Origin of the sequence: Paenibacillus nuruki (genome assembly GCF_001721045.1) — a bacterium.
In the GTDB taxonomy this organism is placed as follows: Bacteria; Bacillota; Bacilli; order Paenibacillales; family Paenibacillaceae; genus Saccharibacillus; species Saccharibacillus nuruki.
Genome location: NZ_MDER01000051.1, coordinates 1 through 21,981 on the forward strand (window position 1 = coordinate 1; position 21,981 = coordinate 21,981).

19 protein-coding genes are annotated in these 21,981 nt (G+C 38.8%); 3 read left to right on the forward strand and 16 right to left on the reverse strand.

Annotation, left to right across the window (positions count from 1 at the left end):
• Nucleotides 1–203: 203 nt before the first annotated feature.
• The 12 genes from PTI45_RS14915 to PTI45_RS14970 all read right to left on the reverse strand — a co-directional run bounded on the left by PTI45_RS14915 (nucleotide 204) and on the right by PTI45_RS14970 (nucleotide 11,924).
• Complete coding sequence (locus PTI45_RS14915) at nucleotides 204–809, reverse strand: PepSY domain-containing protein (protein WP_069328397.1); 606 nt, start codon at nucleotides 807–809, stop codon at nucleotides 204–206.
• A 138-nt stretch (nucleotides 810–947) separates the two neighbouring features.
• On the reverse strand, nucleotides 948–1,934 hold the full coding sequence (locus PTI45_RS14920; protein ID WP_069328398.1) for a PepSY domain-containing protein: 987 nt from the start codon (nucleotides 1,932–1,934) through the stop codon (nucleotides 948–950).
• 42 nt (nucleotides 1,935–1,976) lie between these two features.
• Nucleotides 1,977–3,434: a sensor histidine kinase gene (locus PTI45_RS14925; protein ID WP_069328399.1), complete on the reverse strand. Its 1,458-nt coding sequence runs from the start codon at nucleotides 3,432–3,434 to the stop codon at nucleotides 1,977–1,979.
• Between the two features lie 15 nt (nucleotides 3,435–3,449).
• On the reverse strand, nucleotides 3,450–4,151 hold the full coding sequence (locus tag PTI45_RS14930; protein ID WP_069328400.1) for a response regulator transcription factor: 702 nt from the start codon (nucleotides 4,149–4,151) through the stop codon (nucleotides 3,450–3,452).
• A gap of 191 nt (nucleotides 4,152–4,342) precedes the next feature.
• Nucleotides 4,343–5,344 carry an ABC transporter substrate-binding protein gene (locus tag PTI45_RS14935; protein WP_069328401.1) on the reverse strand — a complete coding sequence of 334 codons (1,002 nt, stop codon included), beginning with the start codon at nucleotides 5,342–5,344 and terminating at the stop codon, nucleotides 4,343–4,345.
• A gap of 100 nt (nucleotides 5,345–5,444) precedes the next feature.
• Entirely contained in the window at nucleotides 5,445–7,256 is a 1,812-nt protein-coding gene (locus tag PTI45_RS14940) for a helix-turn-helix domain-containing protein (protein ID WP_175425192.1), read from the reverse strand.
• A 211-nt stretch (nucleotides 7,257–7,467) separates the two neighbouring features.
• Nucleotides 7,468–8,010: a GNAT family N-acetyltransferase gene (locus PTI45_RS14945; protein ID WP_069328403.1), complete on the reverse strand. Its 543-nt coding sequence runs from the start codon at nucleotides 8,008–8,010 to the stop codon at nucleotides 7,468–7,470.
• Nucleotides 8,011–8,029: 19 nt separating this feature from the next.
• The gene (locus PTI45_RS14950) at nucleotides 8,030–8,527 is read right to left on the reverse strand and encodes a GNAT family N-acetyltransferase (RefSeq protein ID WP_069328404.1); all 498 of its coding nucleotides are present in this window, start codon (nucleotides 8,525–8,527) and stop codon (nucleotides 8,030–8,032) included.
• A 30-nt stretch (nucleotides 8,528–8,557) separates the two neighbouring features.
• On the reverse strand, nucleotides 8,558–9,109 hold the full coding sequence (locus tag PTI45_RS14955; RefSeq protein WP_069328405.1) for a GNAT family N-acetyltransferase: 552 nt from the start codon (nucleotides 9,107–9,109) through the stop codon (nucleotides 8,558–8,560).
• A 149-nt stretch (nucleotides 9,110–9,258) separates the two neighbouring features.
• Nucleotides 9,259–9,765 carry a CBS domain-containing protein gene (locus PTI45_RS14960; RefSeq protein WP_069328406.1) on the reverse strand — a complete coding sequence of 169 codons (507 nt, stop codon included), beginning with the start codon at nucleotides 9,763–9,765 and terminating at the stop codon, nucleotides 9,259–9,261.
• Nucleotides 9,766–9,876: 111 nt separating this feature from the next.
• A complete protein-coding gene (locus tag PTI45_RS14965; RefSeq protein WP_083243551.1) occupies nucleotides 9,877–11,106 on the reverse strand; it encodes a glycoside hydrolase family 43 protein in 1,230 nt (409 codons plus the stop codon).
• A 143-nt stretch (nucleotides 11,107–11,249) separates the two neighbouring features.
• Nucleotides 11,250–11,924, reverse strand: coding sequence for a phospholipase D-like domain-containing protein (locus PTI45_RS14970; protein ID WP_161594306.1), 675 nt, complete (start codon nucleotides 11,922–11,924; stop codon nucleotides 11,250–11,252).
• Between the two features lie 204 nt (nucleotides 11,925–12,128).
• On the opposite strand from PTI45_RS14970, the gene PTI45_RS14975 reads away from it, so the two are divergent.
• Nucleotides 12,129–12,965, forward strand: coding sequence for a sugar phosphate isomerase/epimerase family protein (locus PTI45_RS14975; RefSeq protein ID WP_069328407.1), 837 nt, complete (start codon nucleotides 12,129–12,131; stop codon nucleotides 12,963–12,965).
• A 140-nt stretch (nucleotides 12,966–13,105) separates the two neighbouring features.
• Here the strand turns inward: PTI45_RS14975 and PTI45_RS14980 are convergent, their stop codons facing one another.
• Both PTI45_RS14980 and PTI45_RS14985 read right to left on the reverse strand, forming a co-directional pair.
• Nucleotides 13,106–14,905, reverse strand: coding sequence for a glycoside hydrolase family 43 protein (locus PTI45_RS14980; RefSeq protein ID WP_069328408.1), 1,800 nt, complete (start codon nucleotides 14,903–14,905; stop codon nucleotides 13,106–13,108).
• 315 nt (nucleotides 14,906–15,220) lie between these two features.
• On the reverse strand, nucleotides 15,221–15,643 hold the full coding sequence (locus tag PTI45_RS14985) for a chemotaxis protein CheW (RefSeq protein WP_069328409.1): 423 nt from the start codon (nucleotides 15,641–15,643) through the stop codon (nucleotides 15,221–15,223).
• Nucleotides 15,644–15,983: 340 nt separating this feature from the next.
• Here PTI45_RS14985 and PTI45_RS14990 point away from each other — a divergent pair, with 340 nt between their 5' ends.
• Both PTI45_RS14990 and PTI45_RS14995 read left to right on the forward strand, forming a co-directional pair.
• Nucleotides 15,984–16,958, forward strand: coding sequence for a glycoside hydrolase family 43 protein (locus PTI45_RS14990; RefSeq protein WP_069328410.1), 975 nt, complete (start codon nucleotides 15,984–15,986; stop codon nucleotides 16,956–16,958).
• Nucleotides 16,959–17,017: 59 nt separating this feature from the next.
• A complete protein-coding gene (locus PTI45_RS14995; RefSeq protein WP_241669425.1) occupies nucleotides 17,018–18,319 on the forward strand; it encodes an MFS transporter in 1,302 nt (433 codons plus the stop codon).
• A 577-nt stretch (nucleotides 18,320–18,896) separates the two neighbouring features.
• Here the strand turns inward: PTI45_RS14995 and PTI45_RS15000 are convergent.
• Nucleotides 18,897–20,825, reverse strand: a complete 1,929-nt coding sequence (locus tag PTI45_RS15000; protein ID WP_069328411.1) for a beta-glucoside-specific PTS transporter subunit IIABC — start codon at nucleotides 20,823–20,825, stop codon at nucleotides 18,897–18,899.
• A 205-nt stretch (nucleotides 20,826–21,030) separates the two neighbouring features.
• On the reverse strand, nucleotides 21,031–21,885 hold the full coding sequence (gene licT, locus PTI45_RS15005; RefSeq protein ID WP_069328412.1) for a BglG family transcription antiterminator LicT: 855 nt from the start codon (nucleotides 21,883–21,885) through the stop codon (nucleotides 21,031–21,033).
• Nucleotides 21,886–21,981 lie beyond the last annotated feature (96 nt).

The window sequence follows — 21,981 nt, forward strand, 5'->3', positions numbered from 1 at the left end:
TTTAGGCGGTCATCTATTTTATTGAATAAAACCCTTAATAAGTATAGCTTACTTTTTTAAATAGTTAAGTAAATTATGTATTTAGTCTAGCAAAAAGCTCTTACCCTGTAAAATAATCATATCGATTACTTTCAGAATAAGAGCTTATTTAGATCTTATCGTTATTTAATTATAAGCTTACTAGTTATAAGATTTGTTAACTATTAATCGTTATCGTAGTCGTCGTTGTCATCATCATTGTCATAATCTTTATCGACTGATAATACTTTACCTGTAGCTGCATCAATCTCTACAGTTGCTTCGCCACCAGCGATTTTCAAGTCAACTTCATAAGTCACTCGACCATCATCACTATCACGATCTACTTTAGTCACTGTACCTTTTACAGCTTTCAAAGCAATAGCTTTAGCTTGTGCGACTGTTTTTACCTTGTTGTTGGCATTGTTTGTAGCCGTCTGGTTGTCGTTGTCATCATCGTCATTATCATCGTTGACTACTTTCAACACAGTACCTGTAACTGCATCAATATGAACATCTACATCTTTAGTAGAATTGGCTTTATCTACATCAACTTCATAGTACAATTTGCCATTATTGTAACGTTCCAAATCTACACCATCAATCGTACCTCCAGGTACTTTCGTTAATGCGATTTGCTTCGCTTTGGTTTCACCAATTAATTTGCTTGTTGTTGCTGTTGCACTATTTGAATTACTTGAATTATTCGTAGTCGCTGCTGTCACAGTTCCCATTGTTCCCAAAGCGATTGCTGCTGATAATACACCGATACCTAATTTTTTGTTCATCATGTTATGTTCCTCCTAATAATTTTGTAATATGTTTTTCACTTGTTCTTGCCTCTGCTATTAATATAAAGCTTACAAATGAGATGTCGATTACAACAAGATTAGAATTTGATGAGAACGTTAATTATTATGAATTTCTTCTTAGTTCTCGTTGTCGGAATCGTCAACATCATCCCATGTGACAGACATGACTGCTCCAGAAATCGCATTCACCTGTACAGTAGCTTCTCTTTCATCTGGCGTATCAATATCGACCAAGTAATACGATTGTCCTTTATCTTCATCATCTTCATAGTCGGTATCATCCACTTTACCAGGTACTTGAGTCAGTGCAATTCGCTCTGCATCTTTTTCTTTTAAAATCAATACAGGGGGTTTGGATGAATTGTTCTTATCTTTAGGTTTTTCTTTGTCTTTACGATCATCTTTGTGATCTCGCTGATCTTCAGGTGAGGCAGGCGCACCGACTGGCGGCTGGTTCGGATCAGGTGTACCCATAGCTGGCTGATCATTAGACGGTGGTTGGTTATTAGCTATTCCACTGTTGTCATTACTACTATCTTTATTTTCAGTAGTTGAAGTCGGTGGTGAAGATTCAGTCAGTGTCGATGTAGTATCGCTTGTATCTGTCGAATCTTCAGCAGATGATGTATTTGTACTATTGCTGCTATCTGTTGTTGCAGGTGTAGTAGTAGAAGTCGTTGGCTCGGTTGCTGTTGAACTGGATGAATCTGAGCTAGACGAATCTGTTGTATTCGTACTATTAGGTGTAGTGGTCGCTACTGTCGATTGTCCGATCTGTTGAATCGATTGAATCGCTCCACTGTTACCGTTGACTTGAACTTGATACATGCCTTGATCCGATTGTAACTGAACTGTATAGATTCCATTATTTAATGCAGTCTCTGTTACTTTACCCGGATATTGCTTGAGTACTACATTTTTGGCTTGTGTTGATGTTAAAACAGGGCTCGCTTGTGCTATAGATTTCCACCATAATGTCATTAAAAACATCAAAATTAATAAAATTACGACTGCTCCGGCAATCCACCATCGTCTGTCTTTGATAACAGTTGCTACTGTATGAGTAGCAGGTGATGCTGTTCTTTGCATCTCTCTTCGTCGCATTTATGGATCACTTCCTCAATATAATTTCTAATTGCATCGTTATTATAAAGGCTCTTCATTAGAATTTGCTGAGAACATCGTAGTTGTAGGTACAAAAATAGCAGGTAACGAGACAATCGCTGTTGTGCCTTCTTTTTCTACACTTTCCAGACGTATTGTAGCGCCAATCGCATCTGCTATTTCTAAAGCTAAAGTCAGCCCTAGTCCAGATCCTCCTACATCTGTACGACTACGTGCTTCATCAACCCGGTAAAAGCGGTCAAATACTTTGGATAATTCAGCTTGAGGAATACCAATTCCTTGATCAATAATTCGAATACATCTACGCTGTATCTTCACTGTACCTAAATGCTCTGACATGGGTTGATCATTTTCAATCTCAATCACGATCGGATTCTGACTATATTTACGAGCATTATCTAATAAAATGAACAACAATTGTCGCAATTTACCAGTATCATTTTGAATCAATAATAGCGACGGTTTGGCTAGCAATTCAGTGGAAATACGAACATCAATCTGACGCTGATATGCATTATGGAACCCTTTGACCAATTGATCGATTTCTTCAGCTAAATGCAAAGGTTCTATCGATAAATTCCACTGTTCTTTGTGCTTGGCTAATAACAGCAGTTGCTCAGTCATTTCTTTCATGCGTACCGCTTCTGAATGAATCGCATCAACCGACTCATGAAATAGTTCTGGACGATCCATCCCTCTACGCTTCAACAGACTGGCATAACTTTCAATAATGGTGAGCGGTGTTTTGAGTTCATGAGAAGCATTAGACACGAACTGTTTTTGCTTATCATAATTGGTCTCAAGTAGATCAATCATTGCATTAAATGTCTGACCCATTTCTAATAATTCATCTTTGGACTTAGGATCTAATTCCAAACGCTTGAATCGCCCGCTTCGCTTAATCTCACTCATCGTTGAAGTCATGGCTCCAATAGGACGCATAATAATTCGTCCAAGAATATGACCTGATAAAATAACCGGAATCATGGCTAACCCTGTGACTGTAATCAATACGATTCGAAGTACCTGCAAATAATTTTCTGTCTGATGCAGGCTTTCTGTCACTTGCACATTCACAACAGAACCGTCCGTCCAGATCACAGGAATAGATACGAATACATACCCATTCGCATTATACGTAATTTTTTGAGATTGTAATTCTTTACTATAGCTTACGGTGCGCTTACTTAATTCTTGTTCCGAAGAAGAAGTTACGACTAATGAATTATTTCCTTTTTCAGTGACAATACGGATCATTCCATCTACAGGAACATAAGCACGTAATAGATCGGCTGTGGTCATCGAACCTGCGATTTGCCGAATATTGTCCGCTGTTTTGTTGGTCTGTGACTCCACTCGTACCAATTGTTCATTGATCGACAAGCGGCTAAACACAATATAGACCAGCACATTGGTTAAAATAAATAACAAGGCAAATAACACCGAAGAATACAAATGTATTTTACTTCTTAGCTTCATCCTGTATCCTTTCTGTTAACTATTATCTTTAATAACATACCCTACTCCGCGTACCGTATGAATCAGTTCGCGTTCAGGATCTTGATCTACTTTTTTGCGTACATAACGGATATAGACATCTACGACATTGGTATCTCCGTAATAATCATATCCCCAGACCGCAGTGACAATCTGATCCCGATTCAGTACTTGCCGTTTATTCTTGAGCAAATAAGCTAACAGATCAAATTCACGTGGTGTGAGCTCAATCTGTTGCTCACCTCTGATCACTTCTCGGGTTCCTTCGTTAAGGCGTAAGTCTGCTGCGGTTAACCAGACTCCATCATTGTCTTCGATAACCGGAACAGTCTGTGGACGTTGCCGTAGAGCTGCACGTACACGAGCTAATAATTCTTCGATTTGAAAAGGCTTGGTAATATAATCATTCGCTCCCAAGTCCAGACCGGCTACTTTATCTTCAACAGAACTTTTGGCGGTTAATAAAATAACAGGTATATTGCCACCCACACCACGAATCCGTCTCAAAATTTCGATACCACTCATTTCGGGTAACATGACATCTAACAGAATAAGATCATACGTACTTTCTTGATACAGATCCCATGCTTGTGCTCCATTATAGGCTTGTGAAATATCATACCCTTCTGCTTCCAGTTCAATCTGCAACAGTCGAGAAATTTTGTGTTCATCTTCTACGATTAAAATATGTTCCTTCAATCTCTGTTCCTCCTTGTTGCTATAGCTACTCTGTATTCACTTATCCTTTATCATAACAGACCGTGCGATGTTCACGAAATTCAGTTGTTGCGCTAATGAATTATATCGACAAAAAAGGATATCCTGCTTGAACAACGATAGGCATGAGACGCTATCATTGCAGTCAGGATATCCTGTAAAAGAAGTCTATATCATTGAGATTTGTTTTTATCAATCAGCATATCTTTGATTAATCCGATCTGACCAATAATTGATTCAGGATCATAGTAAGCATAGGTGTCATAAGGTAACATATAGACCTGTCCTTTTTTCACAGCCGGCAAGCTTTTCCATAAAGGGTTATCCAGAATAGAACTCTTATCGACCTGTTCCGCATCATTATTAAAGCAAATAAAAATATAATCAGCATTCGCATATTCTGGCAATACTTCAAGGGAGATATCTTTGATCTGTGCATCGCTATCAATTACTTCTTTTTGCACGATATCTAATGGTTTTAATTGGAGTGCATCATAGATAGCATATCCGCCACGCCCATAATTTTCACCGAGTACAGCTATTTTTTTACTCCGTACATTGATAAGAGCTGCGGTTTGTCCCGGTTTTACTATATGTTTAATTTGCTCACGTGCTTGTTCAGCTGTCTGATCATAGCGATCTAACCATGCCTTTGCTTCTTTTTCGCGATTTAATAATGTACCGAATAATTGTATTTCTTCTTTGGGATTATGGTAGGAAGAATAAGGAACATAGATCGTTGGAGCAATTTTGGAATATTCTTCGTATTTCTCGACATCAAAATCGTTAATAACGATCAGATCAGGATTTAATTCAACTACTTTTTCCAAAGAAGTGGGTGTACCAATATCACTAATCGATTGTTCTTGTTCTTTCAAAAATGGACTGCCCATCCACCACTCTTTGTTCGCCCCTACAGGAGTCAGTCCAAGTGCAATCAGTGTACCATGGTAATAGGTAGATACAATTCGTTTGGGGTTAGTAGGGATAGTCACTTTCCCTTTAGCCGTGTCGATCGTTCGTGTTGCAGACTGTGATGATTCTGTGTTCGTCTGTTGACTCTCTGTTGCTGAAGTAGTACTTGTACGACTACTACAAGCTCCCAATACCAGTGCTATACATAACAATAGTACACCTGTAATGATAGTCTTTTTTGTATATCTGTAATAATTCATAATGTCCCCCTGCGATTTAATTGATAATCATTCTCAGGTGGAATCATAACAAGTCTATCGTATAACGTCTATGCACAAATATGATCATTTATCATGACAATCATGATATGAACTGTTGTAACCACAATTTTAATTGTGCTTCTTGTGAACAAGGATCAAATCCATAAAAAATATTGCGATCCATAGTATAACATTGTCGATTCTGTACAGCTGCTAATTGTTGCCACTCTAAAGATTCCATTACAGGCTCCAAAGCGACTTCTGATGTGCCTTCAACTGGATAATAAATCACAATCATATGATCTGCTGCATATCGACTTAATTCTGCTAAAGTCACTTCTTTACTGATCAAATTCTGATCTATAATGTCTTCTTGTACGATTGCAGGAGGATGATGATGTAACTGTTGATAAATAAGTGGCCCACCCATACTGCGCCGATCACCGTATACATATATTTTTTCTGAGACGATTTTGTAGATACCTACTGTTTCATCCATACCGATAAAAGATGATAATTGTTCTCTCGCTTGCTGTATTTGCCGATCCCAATCATTTAACCATTGATGTGCCTGTTCTAGCCTGCCTACCTGCTCCGCTAACCACAACCATTGTTGTTGCCAGTTGTGATGTTCAATAGAGAGAGTTTGTACAGGTACATATTCTTCTAATATGAATCTACCCAGATTATCTTCATACGCAAATACAAGATCCGGCTGTACATCATTCATCGTCTGTATAGATTGCTCTAGACTATCATGCAATACAATCATCGTGCTTAGATCCAGATGTTGATGATACTTCTCCCATTTCCATGGTTCCAAATACCCTGCTTGGGGAACCATACCAAGTTGAAGAAGCATTGATGTAAAAGGATAATTCCACGTAGCATACTGCTTCTCAGACGATTGATACTGCTTGGGCGATAGACCAAATAAAGACTTAAACCGACGGCTAAAATAATGCTCGTTCGGATATCCGTTACGTCTAGCAATTTCGCTAATACTTGCACTAGAATATTGCAGGTCTTTTTTGGCGGCATTCATTCGCCAGCGGTAGACATAATCGGTAAACGAAATACCTTTATGCTTACGGAAAATACGAGAAAAATGTTCAGGTGTAATCCCTAAGCGAGCAGCGATAACCGTACGCCGTATCTCTTCCCGATAATACATCCTTACCTCATCTGTAGCCTGCTGTATCATATTCAGATTAGTTGCTTCTGTCCCTGATGAATGCTGGTTCCATATCAAATGTAATAGTTGATAAAAAAGCAGTTGGCTATACAGCTCTTTTTCTACAGACAGTTCTTTTGGTTGATCTACGGTTGCTAGTAATTCTTTGCCTAAGCGCTGCATTTCTAAAGGGGAATGTACAGGTATGATCGTAGCTAGACCATCGCTAGACCAAGAAGAAGATGCATGCTTATCTACATTTTGGAACATAAGCTTCAATAGCTGGACAGGTTGTGAAGAATTATTATATAGAAATACACCACTTCCAGCCGGACAAAATAAAACCTGATCCGCTTTGATCGTAAAGTGACTGCCTTGAAGCTGGACATCTGCTTGTCCTTCTTTGATCATCATCAGTGTATCGTATTCTGCAACTGTCCATTCTTTAGGATGATGATGCAGATAAGTGATGATCGTCAATGACAAAGGAATCCATACTTTACGAGATAAGATATGCGTATGTTGTTTGTGTTCAGGAATAGATACATCGTTTGGATTGGAAAATGGATAACGATTTTCTTTTAACTGCTCGGTAATAGTACTGACTTCTTCGTCAGACAATTTACCCAAATATTTCACAGTACGATGCTTGTTCTTGCCTTGTTCATCTCGATACGATTCTACAATACGATAATACGTATATACATGTCCTTGCTTATGTACCTTTTGCTTTTTCAAAAACATGATCCAATCCCTTTCAAGTTAAGGTCTACAGTTGAGGACTATAACCTATAATAAAAGTACCTGAAAAACTCAGGTACTCGGGTCTAAATCCAGTCTATTATTCGTTTCCCAAATATAATGATTATCATTTAGTGATATCAAAGAATAAAACAGTACGTCAAAATGATAATTGATCTCACAAAATCATGAATAAAAAAACGATTAACTAGCCAATAATTTTCTGATAACTAGCAATATCGAGCCGGCGACCAAATTTATAACCGACTTCACGAAAATGAGCACATTTCTCATAGCCATATCGTTCAAATAAAGCGATACTATTTGCATTTTCTGTACATACCGTTGCAATTAACACATGAAATCCACTTGCAACGCCTGCTTGTTCTAGAAAAGTGAGCGATTTTCCGCCTAATCCTTTGCCTGTCTGACCGGGCTTTAGATAGATCGTGACTTCTGCTGTAACATCATATGCTTGTTTATTTTTGTGTGGAGTGATTAAGATGTAGCCAGCAATTACAGGTGTAGATTCAGCATTAGAGACTACAGAATTATCCTGTGCATCCTGTTCTTCGATAATCACATAAGACTTGTAATGAGCAGGTACATTTATAATCTGCGCGCGCATCTGTGCCAACGATAACAATTCCGTATGAAAAGATACGGTTGTATGCTCTACATAATGATTATAAATCGAAAGCACTTCAGGCAAATACTGTTCTTCTATCGGCTCAAATCGAATAGTACTCATCTCTAACCAACCCCTCTATTTACAAAAAATAGTGCATCATTCTTTGCAGACCTGCTGGCCCTATAGGACGATGACCCAAATCTTCAAACCCTGCTACCGTGTATGTACGTTGCGCTGCCTGATTACGTTCATTAACTACCAATATTAACTCATGGATCTGCGGAAACTGCTGTCTCACCCATGCTGGTAATAATTCCATCGCTGTTCTAGCATAGCCTTTACCTTGATGCTTGGAATCAATTAACAATGCTCGAATCAACATGACTTTACTCGGTGTAGCATCGGTATAATCGCAATAAGAAAGAATACCATCACCTGTATGCAAAACAAAAAATCCAACCACTTGCTGCTGAGCTTGAATCACAATCGGATAACGCTGAGGATCAGTCAACGCTATCTCCAGTGATTGAAGAGGCAATGCAGTAAATTGTAATTGCTCTTCAGGTAGGTCAAATGAAGCTAACTCTTCTCGATATTCAGAACGATAATAGGCTAACTGTACAGCAGAAATACTCATATCTGATTCTCCTTAAATTCCATTCCCAGATTAATCTGCTACGATGGCATAGATTTTGGCATCATGAAAACGTCCTTTAACATACAAGTTTTTACGCATTAAGCCTTCATATTGCATGCCGACTTTCTCCATGACTCGTGCAGAATTAATATTATCAGGCATACAACGAGCTTCGATCCGTACCAATTTCATTTGATTCCAGCCAAAGTCGATAATTGCTTTCATCGCTTCTGAAGTATATCCACGATTCCAAAATTCTCTAGAAAGAGCGTAACCGACTTCAGCTTTAAAATGTTTGGTATTCCAATTAATAAAGCCCATTGTACCGATCAAGCGTCCGGATTCTTTATGTTCAATCCCCCATTGAGAGACAGCGCCTTCTTCATATTTTCCAAGTAAAAAGGAAATAAACTGTTGGGTCTCTTCGATCGACTGGTGTGCATGCCATGTGACATAACGAGTCACTTCTGGATCAGAACCATAAGCGTACATATCTTCTGCATCGTCCATCGTAATCGGACGTAAAATCATTCTTTCTGTTTCCAGTACAGGCAAATTCCCAAAAATATCTTCGATTTTCATATGTATCTGCTCCTTCAAATTGGGATAGGTTATATGTATTTTACCATATATGTGAGTAAAGCGTTGCTAACAAATATGATCAATGTTCATACAAAAAAACCGTCCTTAAGGACAGCTCCAATTACTGTTATCATCATCTACATTTTCTATTAACTGCGATAACCATAACGTAGATCATTGGCTGTCACAATACCTACCAGATGATCTTGATCGGTAACAATCACACTATCATTGCGGAAATATTCAGCACGCTGCTCTGCAAGCTGTTGTACATCAGTTACATTATGATAAACATCAACAATAAGAGGCTTTTGTGTCATCAACTTCACAATTCGTTGCATCTGAAATCCATCCATACCTGAACGTCTATTCACACGAAAGAAAAAGCGAGCACACATCACGATACCTACTGGACGATTGTGCTTATCACAGACTACAATACTTTCAGCTTCAGGATAACTGGACATGACTTTAAGCGTTTGTTCACACGTCTGCTTGGTTGTGACTTGAGGAGCACTACGAAGAAGATCAGTAAGGGTTAACGTGTCTTCAGGTGGACGACTATCTGGAAATGAAGGTATCGCTACTGCTTGCAAAGACGTAGCTTCATTTGTTCTCGCTTGTCTCAGCAAAGGCTTCAGCATCTGACTAATCATGATCGATCGCCTTCTTTCTATGATTCAGAGTATATATGAATCGTACTCTTTCAAGATTAAAGGCGATAACGAATCATGTGAAATACATGTAAATGCTATTTGGTAACATTATTACAGATCGTTTAGCGTCCATTCATCACGCCAAGATAATGTAATTGCACCATCTTCTGCTATTTTAATAGGTAACCAGATATAACGTGAATCTTTGAGGTCATCTTTTTTCCAGCGATCTCCCATATAGATAAATTTACCGGGTGCTCCTTCTACCGGAATAATATGTGTGCTTTGCGAACCAAATGTAGTCTGACTATCTGGTGCAAAATTTTTCAACGGCGCCCACGGACCAAAGATATGATCAGCTACTGTATATTTAGCAACATTCGGGTCCCAGCCAGTCGCTCCAGAAGTCACCATATAGTACTTACCGTTGTGCTTGAACATCGCTGGTGCTTCACGCTGTGCTCCCGGGAATACACGCACATAATCTTCACCATAGACCGATTGATATTCCTGATCCCGTTCTGCTTTGCCTTCTTTGTGCCAACCTGTAATATCGGTATAGTCATCGTTTAGCTTGGAAATATAGATCGTTAGATTCTCTTCACTGGAATAGACCAGATAAGCGGTTCCATCATCATCTTTGAATAAAGTCATATCTCTTGCCATCCCCGGCTGATCCGGTTGTCCATTGTACTCTGCATCTTTAGGTGCTCGATCCATACGGAATCCTTCTCCATATACAAAAGGTCCTGTTGGTGAATCAGACAGCGCATAGCCCGCTTGAGCTTTGGCATAATTAGCAGTTGATGTCGCACTTGGCCCATCGGTGTGCATCCACATAACGTACTTGCCTGTTTTTTCATTATAAATCACTTTAGGACGTTCGATAATACGATTCGTTCCAATATCATTAAGTATATTAGCAGTATCTGTACGTCCTGCATATAATTTAGAAATAACTGGATCATTAGTAAAATCATCTTCCGATTCAATGGCTGTTAATGCTAATCCTTTATCTTCCCAATTATAAAGGTCTTTGGAAGCATATACATGAACGCCACGTGCAGGTAAGTATCCATTGGTCTTATCTTCCCCATACCAGTAATAGGTCTCATCTTGCTGATTGTATAATATCCCGCCACCATGTGCTTGAATAGGTACACCATTCGTATCATTCCAGACCGCACCGGGTGTAAAAGATGAGGTATTCGCTACCTGGATTGCTGAAGAAGTATCATTTGTTGTAGCTGCTGAGATCGATGCAGGCATCCATAAAGAAGTGAACAATACAGACCCACAGACAAGAGGTAGCCATTTTTTACTTGTTGACCATAGATTCATTACATTGCCTCCTTTTATTTTGTATACGCTTACAAAAACATATAAAAAATATACTCCCCTCATCAGGAAGTATATTTCTCATTGTAATAAAAACCATTTTTTAAGTCAAATATCTAATAAAAGGAAAACGAATGACATATTGTTTAATTATTCGCAATCCAAGTCTCATAACGACTGTGATCATTCCACATATGTTCAAAAATAACTGACCATTTTTCCGCCAGATTAGCATCATGAATAGCGACTAACACTTCATCATTTTCTTCGCTTGATTCATCGGTATAATTAAATGAACCGACAGTAGCAATTTGACGATCTACAATTAACATTTTCTCATGCATTTTGCCATCAAATGTATTGATCTTAATCGTTGCTCCTGCTTCTATTAATGTTTGAAGCGCTTTGATTTGTGATTTCTTTTCTACTTTAGTTTTATCTGTAAGAATATGAACTTGTACGCCACGCTTTTGCGCATATTCCAATGCTTGAACAATCGATTCTCGTGACAGATTGTAGATAGCTATATCCAGTGTAGACTGTGCTTTATTGATTAAATTAATAATGAGCTGATCCGGCTTTTGTCCTTCTGCTGAAAAGACATAATCAATCGTTGTTCCCGGATCTGTGGGTGTACTTTGTGTAGTCGGTTCTACAGTAGGCTTGGTGGTAGATGATATATGATCTGAATTTTTTTGAAGTGGGACTGAATATACTTCAGGTGCAATCGTTTTTGAAGTGCTCGAACACGCACTCAATACCATCACTGCACTCAAAAAAGTAAAATGAAGCAAACTTATTTTATGACGTAATAAGGTCATTATGGGCAAAATCCTTTCTTTATGCATCAACTTCGATGAAAGAGATCATTCTTCTTTAATGAATACACCCTATTATAAACCAATGCTCTTTCGAATCAAAATAACACTCTAATAAATACCTTTTATCTTCCATAGATATAAAGGACTTCCACCTCTTTGGCACGAATACTATAACCATCATTCACGATTGGGAGATGATTATTAATGATTAAAGGAATCAGTCAGGCTGGACTTGGTCACATTTCACCTGAAGAATTAGTCCGTTCTGCGGCTGCGTATGGATTTGGTGCTGTAGATATGAGTACGGATACATTAGTTGCTAAGTATGGATTAGAAGGAACTCAACAACTTTTGAAAGATCATCATGTTGTATTGGGTTCGATAGGCTTGCCGGTAGAATGGAGTCAGACCGAATCCCTTTTTCGTGAACAATTAACCCGTGTAGCTACAACAGCATATCAAGCTTCTTTACTTGGTTGTGAGAGCTGTTGTACATATATTTTACCTGCTACCGATGAATTACCTGCTGCTTATATGGCGCAGAGTATTGTGCGTTTACGTCAGATCGCTTCTATTTTGGATGCATATGGTATTCGATTGGGGTTAGAATTTGTAGGGCCACATCACTTGCGTACTGCTTGGAAATACCCATTTATTCATAGTGTAGAAGATACCTTAACAATGATTGATGCCATAAATCAGACTAATGTAGGCTTACTGGTCGATGCTTATCATTGTTATACAACAGGATTTACAGCGGATGATATTCGTCAATTACGTGCAGATCAGATTGTCCATGTGCATATTAACGATGCCAAAGATATTCCTATGGATCAAGTGCTGGATAATGATCGCTTATATCCTGCTGAAGGGGTCATTGATTTGCGTTCTTTTGTTCAAGCTTTGCAAGATATCGGTTATACGGGTGTGGTGGCACAAGAAATTCTCACACCAGAACCGCCTACCGATTCAATCACGTCATTATGGGAACGTTCAGAGCGTGGATTTAATCATGTATTTCAAGCTCTTTCTACGATCTGATCGTCTGTTGATTGATTCTATATATTAAGAATTTAATAAAGATATACAAAATAAGCCTCACCATCCGTCTCTTGTACTCATCAGAGATCAATGGTGGGGCTTTACAATTGAAATGTGCTTATTTTATCTATGGCTATCTATTAATGCTGTTGTTCGATGAAAAATGTGCTGTACTCTGCATATCCTATGGTATCCTGATCATCACTTGTTAATTCAAATGGCTCTATTCTTTTTTTCAAATCCACAGCAAATATGCCTACTTTGGCACCTACCCAATGCCCGGGGTGAATAGGTTCGATATGTGGAATATCAATAAAATGGCTACCATCCAGACTATAACTAAATTGAGATAACCCTGCATGCAAAATAGATACCGGAATCTGATCTTCTCTTGCGGTGCTTGCAGGTGCAGGATGATCGACTTGCTTGGTATCTAACCATACTGATACACGCAGATAGATAGGATTAGATATATGTGGTTGTGAAGGATTAACCTGTAGATCATGCAGATCTGTCTGCCAAATGTCTTCTTCAATCGGATGATCAAGCGCTTGCCCCTTAGCATCTTGATCATTATAGCCTTGTGTTAACGATAAACGGTAGTGCTGATCTTTATTCTGCTCTATCGCTAAATACGTATATGTTCGTCCAAAAACAGTGAGTCCGAATTTCTCAGTCACCGATTTGGGAGCTATCTGCAATCGGGTCGTCGCTGTAAAATGGGATGAAGGTAACTTCTGTAACAATAATTGTGGAGCATCGTACAATACCGCCTTGTCCGATAAGCCTACTTCACGAGATACAAATGGACACGCATATAATCGTAACTCCTGATGTTCATCATCGGTAGCATACCAGTCTGGTTGTGGATTTGCTTGCCATTGCCACTGTGATCCAAAAGTCTGAGTCGCTCCATCTAATAATTGGATCTGTTCCTCATAAAGTGAATACGGTTGCATAGATGTGATATTCGAAGCTTGATCTTCTGAAGAATGTTCGTTAGCTGGATTGTTGTTATTATGAGTCACAGGCATACGCCATTGTGATACAGGTTCTCCTGCTGTCTGCCCTTGTTGATATTGCCCGATAATAGGCCAACCGTTATCCCATTGCATCGGTTGAAGATGAGTAATTCGTCCATATGCATATTTATCTTGAAAATGTAAAAACCACGACTCTCCTGTCGATGTCTCTACCCAACTTCCTTGATGTGGTCCATTCACTTCACTATTTCCTTGTTGCAACACAATCCGATCTTCATAGGGTCCGAAAATATGGTCAGCACGCAAAACAACTTGCCAACCATGACTGACTCCTCCCGCAGGAGCAAATAGGTAATACTTTCCTTCACGTTTGTAACACTTGGGGCCTTCCATAACAGGATGAACCGATCCACCATCATACACAATTTGTCCTTCGCCCAGAAGTTCACGACCATCTGCACTCATACGAAACATTTGCAATTTACTTCGAATCCCTGAACGACTATGAGCAAAAGCATGCACAAGATAAGCTTGCCCATCTTCATCCCAAAATGGACACGGATCGATCCATCCTTTGACTTTTTTCAACATATGCGGAGCAGTCCATGGGCCTGTTGGTTGTTCTGCCGAGCACATAAAGACACCTTCGTCCGGCGTACTGAAAAACACCCAAAAACGTCCATTCTGATAGCGAAGACTAGGTGCCCATACCCCTTCTCCATGTCTAGGCTGATCATAATCAGACGAACCTTCTAGAAATTCTAACTTGGGCAAAATATAATGAATCAACTTCCAATGTACAAGATCTGTAGAATGAAGTAAGGGTAATCCCGGAACATGCGCAAAACTAGAAGCCACCATGTAGAAATCATCCCCTACCGCAATAGCATCAGGATCAGAGTAATCTTCATGAATAATAGGGTTCGTATAGATTTGTGGATCAGACTGTAATGTCATTGATAATATCCTCCTTCAGTCTATTATGTTAACGTGTTCATTTTCACTTCTATCATACTCTAAATGTGTATAGAAATTAAAGTATACGCTTACAAGTTTAGTAATTTGAACTATAAATACGCTCTCAGTTCAATCATAAAAGCCCTTATAAATTAGACTACTTATTTTATTCAAATTAGTGGTACTGAAATGTATGTAGATGGAGCAGAATCTTTGCTATCTTAATATAAAAAAAGCGCCCTGCGATAAGCAGACGGCGCTTTTTTTATTTACTTTTATATGCAAGACATGATGCGATATGACTCAAGCAGATGTTTAGACGTATGCGTTACGTGTGTACGACAACAACGATTCTACATTCACAATCGGTATAATTTTACCATTCACTTCAAATGCATTCGGCAAAATATCACGGCTATTTACTTCCGGGTTTTCTTTCAACTCTGATTCTTCTACAGTCGCTGTATTGTCTAGCTCATCCACTAGTAGAGCAACACGAGTACGACGAAGCAAAATCATTTTGTCTGTTTCTTTCGGTTCTTCATAAGACACAGCCAATACTTTACGCAGATTAACCAACGGGTACAATGCTCCACGAATCGTGATCAATCCTTCATGCCAATCTTCTGAAAAGGGTAACGGTGTTCCTTTTTTAGCAGTTTGAATTTCATCAATTTCATTAAAGTTAATAGCATAAGCTTGACCTGCTACATAAAATACAATCAATTCGATTTTCATAATGATTAGCTCCTCGAACAATATAATCTGACATTTGCGTATATATCCTTTATCGACCAAATGGCTCATATTCTTTACTACTTTCTCTATTCCTGTACATGTACGTACATTTCACCACAGAAAATACACATTATAGACAGGTCTATTATCTATTTTGATCTATATTCTTGAAATATGTTTAAATAAGTGCTACTATTTAGAAAATTAGTGTATGTATCAGTTTATTATTAATGTTTATATAAACTATAAATGTACGTACATATTTTTTAAATCAAACTTGTAAGCGTTACCTGAAAATAAAGCAGGATAATGCTATACCACACTTCAAGGAGACGATATCATGACCAACTTACCTGAATTCAAAAATCCGATTGTGGAACAACGAGCTGATCCGTGGATCTACAAACATACAGATGGATACTATTATTTCACAGCTTCTGTACCTGAATATGATCGACTAGACGTAAGACGTGCTCAGACGATCCAAGGATTAGCTGATGCTCCTGCGGTAACCGTATGGCGCAAACCAGACCACGGACCGCTTAGCAACCTGATCTGGGCTCCAGAGCTACATTACATTAATGAGAAATGGTATATCTACTTCGCTGCTGCTGATGTTCCTGAACCGGTGAATGGTACATTTAATCATCGTATGTATGTGCTCGAGACAGATGCGTCAAATCCATTAGAAGGTCAATGGGTAGAAAAAGGACAAATCATTACAGAGTGGGAATCTTTCGCACTGGATGCCACCACTTTCCAACATAATGGCACCCTTTATTATGTATGGGCACAACGTGATTATGATATCCCGGGCAATTCCAATCTTTACATTTCAGAAATGGAAAATCCGTGGACTCTTAAAGGTAAACAAACGATGTTGACTAAACCTGAACTGGATTGGGAAGTAATTGGTTTCCTTGTAAATGAAGGTCCAGCTGTGCTCAAACGTAATGGCAAAATCTTTATTACGTATTCTGCAAGCGCTACCGATGAGAATTATTGCATGGGATTACTGACTGCTGATGAGAATAGTGATCTGTTAGATGTGAACTCATGGCACAAATCGCCACAACCTGTATTTACAAGTGCTGCTGAAAATGGTCAATACGGCCCCGGGCATAACAGCTTTACCCGTACTGAAGACGATCAACATGATGTACTTGTCTATCATGGACGTAATTACACTGAAATTACAGGCGATCCATTATACGATCCTAACCGTCATACACGCGCACAAGTGATTACATGGAATGAAGATGGTACACCAAACTTTGGCAAGCCTGTGCCTGATGCAGGATTTGTTCGTTCTTAAATCAAGATTTGTTTGTTCATAAATAGAGACAACGATATGGATACGGAGATGAGTGAATCATGAAGTTAAACAATATCAAATTACCAAAATGGAATTTTTGGAATTTTGGCGGATTGTTCTTTTTCTACTTTTTAATCTGGGCAGTTGTACTTGCTTTCTTACCGATCTGGTTAAAAGAAGAAGCAGGGCTTGATGCTAGCCATACTGGACTTGTATTTTCAGCAATTTCGTTAATCGCTTTATGTTATCAACCGTTTTTCGGTGTGATTTCAGACAAATTAGGATTCCGTAAAAACTTATTCTGGTTTGTTGTTATTGTTGCTTTATTTATGGGACCCTTCTTTACCTTTTTATTTATTCCACTTCTTCAATATAATATCTGGGTAGGCGCAATTATTGGTGGTATTTACCTGAGTGCTGTTTTCCAGGGTGGTGTTGGGGTCGTTGAAGCGTATATTGAACGTGCTAGTCGTGCCAGTTCAATCGAATATGGTCGTGTACGTCTTTTCGGTTCAATTGCCGGTGCTACAGCGACTTTAATCGGCGGAATGATGTATCTGTATAATCCTATCAGTATTTTCTGGTTCGCGTCTTGTTCTGCGGCTATATTGGGGATTCTATTGCATACAGCCAAAGTTGATCCTTCGGCAAGTGCAGCCGGTGTACCTGCGGATTCGAACGAAGCTTCTAGTGAGATTACCAAAGAACGTGTATTTTCGATTTTCAAACTTAAAAATTTCTGGTTCTTGTCTCTACTGATTGTCGGTACAGCCAGTGTGTACGATGTATTTGATCAGCAATTCCCGAACTATTATAATCAATTCTTTGCTTCTCCTGATCTAGGTACACAGCGCTTTAGTGAACTGGTGTCTTTACAGACAGCGATTGAAGCGATCTTGATGATCTTTATGCCATTTATTATTAACAAAATTGGAGCCAAAAACGGACTGTTACTTTTCGGATTATTAACGTTTGTGCGTATTTTTGGAACCGCTATCGCAACAGACACTGTCAGCTTATCATTACTTCGTTTGATTGCTGCTGTTGAAATGCCATTGTTGTTAGTATCCATTTTCAAATACATTACAAGCGTGTTCGATATCAGACTTTCCGCTACGATCTATTTGTTAGCGTTTAACTTTGCCAAGCAAGCCGCTATTGTAGTCTTCTCAAGTATTGCCGGTAATATGTACACCAGTATTGGTTTCCAAAATACGTATTACTTCTTGAGCGCTATCGTATTACTGATTACGGTGATTTCGATCTTTGGACTATCCAATGATAAAAACAAACGTGAGCCTGTAGGAAGCGTTACACCGAAGCAAAATAAAGAACGAATGGTAGCTATGCCTAAAGTATAATGTAGCTTGATAAGCAGTATATGTAAGCGTTATTAGTAAGCGTCATCAGAACGATATAAGTTGTTGAAGGTAGACATCATAATACAAAAAAACCTTTCAGTCTTTTACGCTGAAAGGCTTTTTTGCTTCTTTAATCTTTATCTATTATTTCGTGAAAAAGGGTTGAATTTACAATTCATTTTGGTACAATATGGTTTGGTTATAAGAACCATACCAATTCAATCTAATGAACGGTTTAAAGGAGTCTACTCGTGAATAATCTAGTGAAAGAACGCTGTTATGCTGTGCTGGGTATTGCTATTGTGTTTGGTGGTATTTTGGTTATCAAAGCATTCAGTGGCGATCTGTAATTTGAACTCAACTATAACGGCTTAATGCCAACATAATGTTACTGTAATAAAAAGAGCTTAAACGATGTCGGGAAATAATTACCCATGACATTGTTCAAGCTCTTTTTGTGTATATTTTTAGCATATATTATATATTCGGTTAGCTTGTTAGTATTGCTTGAGATTCAATATATGCTCATAATGAGTCTAATCTTATTCACTTCTTATCTTGGTTACTAGCTATGATATTAGCTTAATTTATACAATAGTTCACCTGAACGTGTATTAGGCTGTGTTGCAGATTGTAGATCATTATAATCATTAATATTGGTTACAATCACAGGTGTAATCGTCTCATATCCTGCATCACGTACTGCTTTGAGATCGAACTCCATTAATAGATCCCCGATCTTCACTGTTTCTCCTGCTTTGGCATGAGGTGTGAAATGTTGACCTTTGAGCTTCACGGTATCAATTCCGATATGAATTAACATTTCGGTTCCGGTGTCGCTCACAAGTCCAATTGCATGTCCACTTTTGGAAACAGAGAATACTGTTCCATTTACAGGTGATACAATTCGTCCTTCTGTCGGTTCGATCGCTACCCCTTTACCCATAATTTCTTGAGAAAATGCAGGATCATTGACAGCGCTAAGTGGCTTCACTTCACCAGCTACAGGGCTGAAAATATCGGTGGCAACCACTTGATGAATAGTCGGTTGGTGAATATCAATGACATTCGATGCTGCTACCTGATGACTTGTTGCAGACTGACTATTGCCTTCAGTATTGGCAACTGGAGTAGATTCAGACTCTTCTGTCTTTTCTTTAATTCCTGCAAAATAAGTAATCGCTGTTGCAGATACTAGAGCAACGACACCACCCAATAGTGCATAGATTAGTGTACTGATCGATGGGCTGATAAATGCTGCTACACTCGGTAGACCCACCAATCCGGTAATCACGTACGATTTAACATGGAAGATACCCATAAATGCTCCACCTATCGCTCCACCGATTAGAGCAGCAATAAATGGTTTTTTGAATTTCATATTGATACCATACATAGCAGGTTCCGTGATCCCCATAATAGCAGTTAAACCTGTAGAGAAGCCAAGCGATTTGGTTTGAGCATTTTTGGAACGAAGACCTACGCCTAGTGCTCCACCTGCTTGCGCCCAGTTAGCGGCAAACATCAACGGAATAATAAAGTCATATCCTAGTGTTGTAATCGAACCGATAACAATCGGTGTCAAAGCATAATGCATACCTGTAATAATTAACAATGACATCGTACCACCGATTAGAATACTTGCGACAATCGACATATTTTCAAATAACCAAGCGATTCCACCGGATAATCCATTTCCGATAATAGAACCTAATGGTCCAATAGCAATCAATGTTAAAGGTACCATGACTAACAATGTAATCGTAGGTACGACTAATAATTTGAGCGATACATGAGTAAAGCGATCTACTACCTTTTCTACATAAGAAGCGATCCAGATCGCAATCACGATCGGAATAACTGTCGAAGAATACGTTGCTGCTACTACTGGAATACTAGCAAATGTTACCGCTTGCCCTGAACCCAATAATGCGGTGATCGTCGGGTGCATAATAGCGGCTCCTAAGGCTGCCCCGATATACATATTACTGCCCAGCTTACGAGAAGCACTAATCGCTAGAATAATCGGTAAGAAGTAAAATGCTCCATCTCCGATGGCTGACAAAATAATGTAAGTAGAGCTTGTATTAGACATCCAGCCTAAGGCTACAAGGATCGCTACGATCCCTTTGATCATTCCTGCGCCGGTAATTGCAGGTAAGATCGGTGTAAACATACCTGAAATAAAATCAAACAGCGTACTGATTGGATTCTGTTTCTTTTTGGGTTTGGATGAAGATGTATTTTCAGTCTGCCCTGCTCCAGGTATCTTTTTGATTAATTCTTTGTATACGTTGGCGACTTCATTTCCAATAATAACTTGAAATTGACCGCCATTTTTCATGACACCCATTACGCCGGGTGTTTGTTCCAATTGAGCTTTGTTGGCTAGATTATCATCATTTAAATTAAAACGAAGTCTGGTCATACAATGAGTGACCTGATCAATATTACTTGTACCGCCGACTAAATCCAGTATGTCTTGTGATAATTTCTCTCTATCCATAGTAAGCTTCTCCTTTTTATATAGGGCTATTACGATTAGGATACAAAAAAACCTAAATGCCTATAAATGAGTCAGTCTACACTGACAGTACATACAATGCTTCTATAGCATATTGCATGATCATCTATCCACATTCAGGTTTTGCCTAATTAAAGTCACAATCCCATTCATTGATGTATTTACTTGTGTGAGTTGGTTCATGATACTACCCTTCTGATCGTTCTGTCTGTTCAGCCTTGGTAATCCGTTCGATATGAATCGTGAGATACAGCAATTCATCTTTGGAAAGGCTACGCTGGTGAATTTTGCTGGTGTAGGACTCAATTTTCTGTGCACATGCATAAGCCTTAGGATACTGGACTTTGACCATATCATGTAGCGAATTGTCTCCGCTATCGCTTACTGTATCATGCAATACGCGCTGTGCGAAAAACTTTAAATGCGTCAAAAAGCGGAAATAACTTAATGATTCTTCATCCATTTCAAAAACATAATGTCGGGTAACGATTCGTAGAACATCTTTGACGATATTGGTCATACTGATCGTCTCGCTCATCTCACCATTTAATTGTGAGTTCACGAAATGGAGCGCTATAAATCCACCTTCATCTTCAGTCAGTTCAACACCTAATTTGTCTTCAATCATTTGGAGCGCTTTCATACCGATTACGTATTCTTTACGGTATAACTTTTTGATCTCCCAAAGAATCGCATTCCGAATCTCTATTCCTTGTCGATAACGCTCTATCGCAAAATGAATATGATCGGTCAGTGAGATATAAATGCTGTCATGCAATTTGCTTCCGAGTATCGTCTGCGCATATCGGATAATTTCGTCTGAACAATCTACGTATTCGATGGGAATGTCTGATAATAATGTCATCAACTTTTGTGAGACTTCCCTGTTTTCGAGCTTGAATACTTTTTCTACTTTTGTCTCATCCACCAGATCGCCAGGGTGCTTTTTGAAACCGATACCTCGACCCATGACCACCAGCTCCTGTTCAGAAGCATTGATGACTGTGACAACATTATTATTCAGCACTTGTGCTATTTTCATTCCCATCACCTTTTACTATCAAAATAGTCAAAAAGGCAAAACCAAAAATGACTTGGAGCGTCAATTTCGGTTTTGCCTGAGTAATCAGTAACAATC

What these genes read in the sequence shown, in the direction of transcription:
- PTI45_RS14915 (WP_069328397.1), bottom strand. Translation starts at nt 809, where the DNA reads ATGATGAACAAAAAATTAGGTATCGGTGTATTATCAGCAGCAATCGCT.
- PTI45_RS14920 (WP_069328398.1), bottom strand. Translation starts at nt 1,934, where the DNA reads ATGCGACGAAGAGAGATGCAAAGAACAGCATCACCTGCTACTCATACA.
- PTI45_RS14925 (WP_069328399.1), bottom strand. Translation starts at nt 3,434, where the DNA reads ATGAAGCTAAGAAGTAAAATACATTTGTATTCTTCGGTGTTATTTGCC.
- PTI45_RS14935 (WP_069328401.1), bottom strand. Translation starts at nt 5,344, where the DNA reads ATGAATTATTACAGATATACAAAAAAGACTATCATTACAGGTGTACTA.
- PTI45_RS14945 (WP_069328403.1), bottom strand. Translation starts at nt 8,010, where the DNA reads ATGAGTACTATTCGATTTGAGCCGATAGAAGAACAGTATTTGCCTGAA.
- PTI45_RS14950 (WP_069328404.1), bottom strand. Translation starts at nt 8,527, where the DNA reads ATGAGTATTTCTGCTGTACAGTTAGCCTATTATCGTTCTGAATATCGA.
- PTI45_RS14955 (WP_069328405.1), bottom strand. Translation starts at nt 9,109, where the DNA reads ATGAAAATCGAAGATATTTTTGGGAATTTGCCTGTACTGGAAACAGAA.
- PTI45_RS14960 (WP_069328406.1), bottom strand. Translation starts at nt 9,765, where the DNA reads ATGATTAGTCAGATGCTGAAGCCTTTGCTGAGACAAGCGAGAACAAAT.
- PTI45_RS14965 (WP_083243551.1), bottom strand. Translation starts at nt 11,106, where the DNA reads ATGAATCTATGGTCAACAAGTAAAAAATGGCTACCTCTTGTCTGTGGG.
- PTI45_RS14970 (WP_161594306.1), bottom strand. Translation starts at nt 11,924, where the DNA reads ATGACCTTATTACGTCATAAAATAAGTTTGCTTCATTTTACTTTTTTG.
- PTI45_RS14975 (WP_069328407.1), top strand. Translation starts at nt 12,129, where the DNA reads ATGATTAAAGGAATCAGTCAGGCTGGACTTGGTCACATTTCACCTGAA.
- PTI45_RS14980 (WP_069328408.1), bottom strand. Translation starts at nt 14,905, where the DNA reads ATGACATTACAGTCTGATCCACAAATCTATACGAACCCTATTATTCAT.
- PTI45_RS14985 (WP_069328409.1), bottom strand. Translation starts at nt 15,643, where the DNA reads ATGAAAATCGAATTGATTGTATTTTATGTAGCAGGTCAAGCTTATGCT.
- PTI45_RS14990 (WP_069328410.1), top strand. Translation starts at nt 15,984, where the DNA reads ATGACCAACTTACCTGAATTCAAAAATCCGATTGTGGAACAACGAGCT.
- PTI45_RS14995 (WP_241669425.1), top strand. Translation starts at nt 17,018, where the DNA reads ATGAAGTTAAACAATATCAAATTACCAAAATGGAATTTTTGGAATTTT.
- PTI45_RS15000 (WP_069328411.1), bottom strand. Translation starts at nt 20,825, where the DNA reads ATGGATAGAGAGAAATTATCACAAGACATACTGGATTTAGTCGGCGGT.
- licT (WP_069328412.1), bottom strand. Translation starts at nt 21,885, where the DNA reads ATGAAAATAGCACAAGTGCTGAATAATAATGTTGTCACAGTCATCAAT.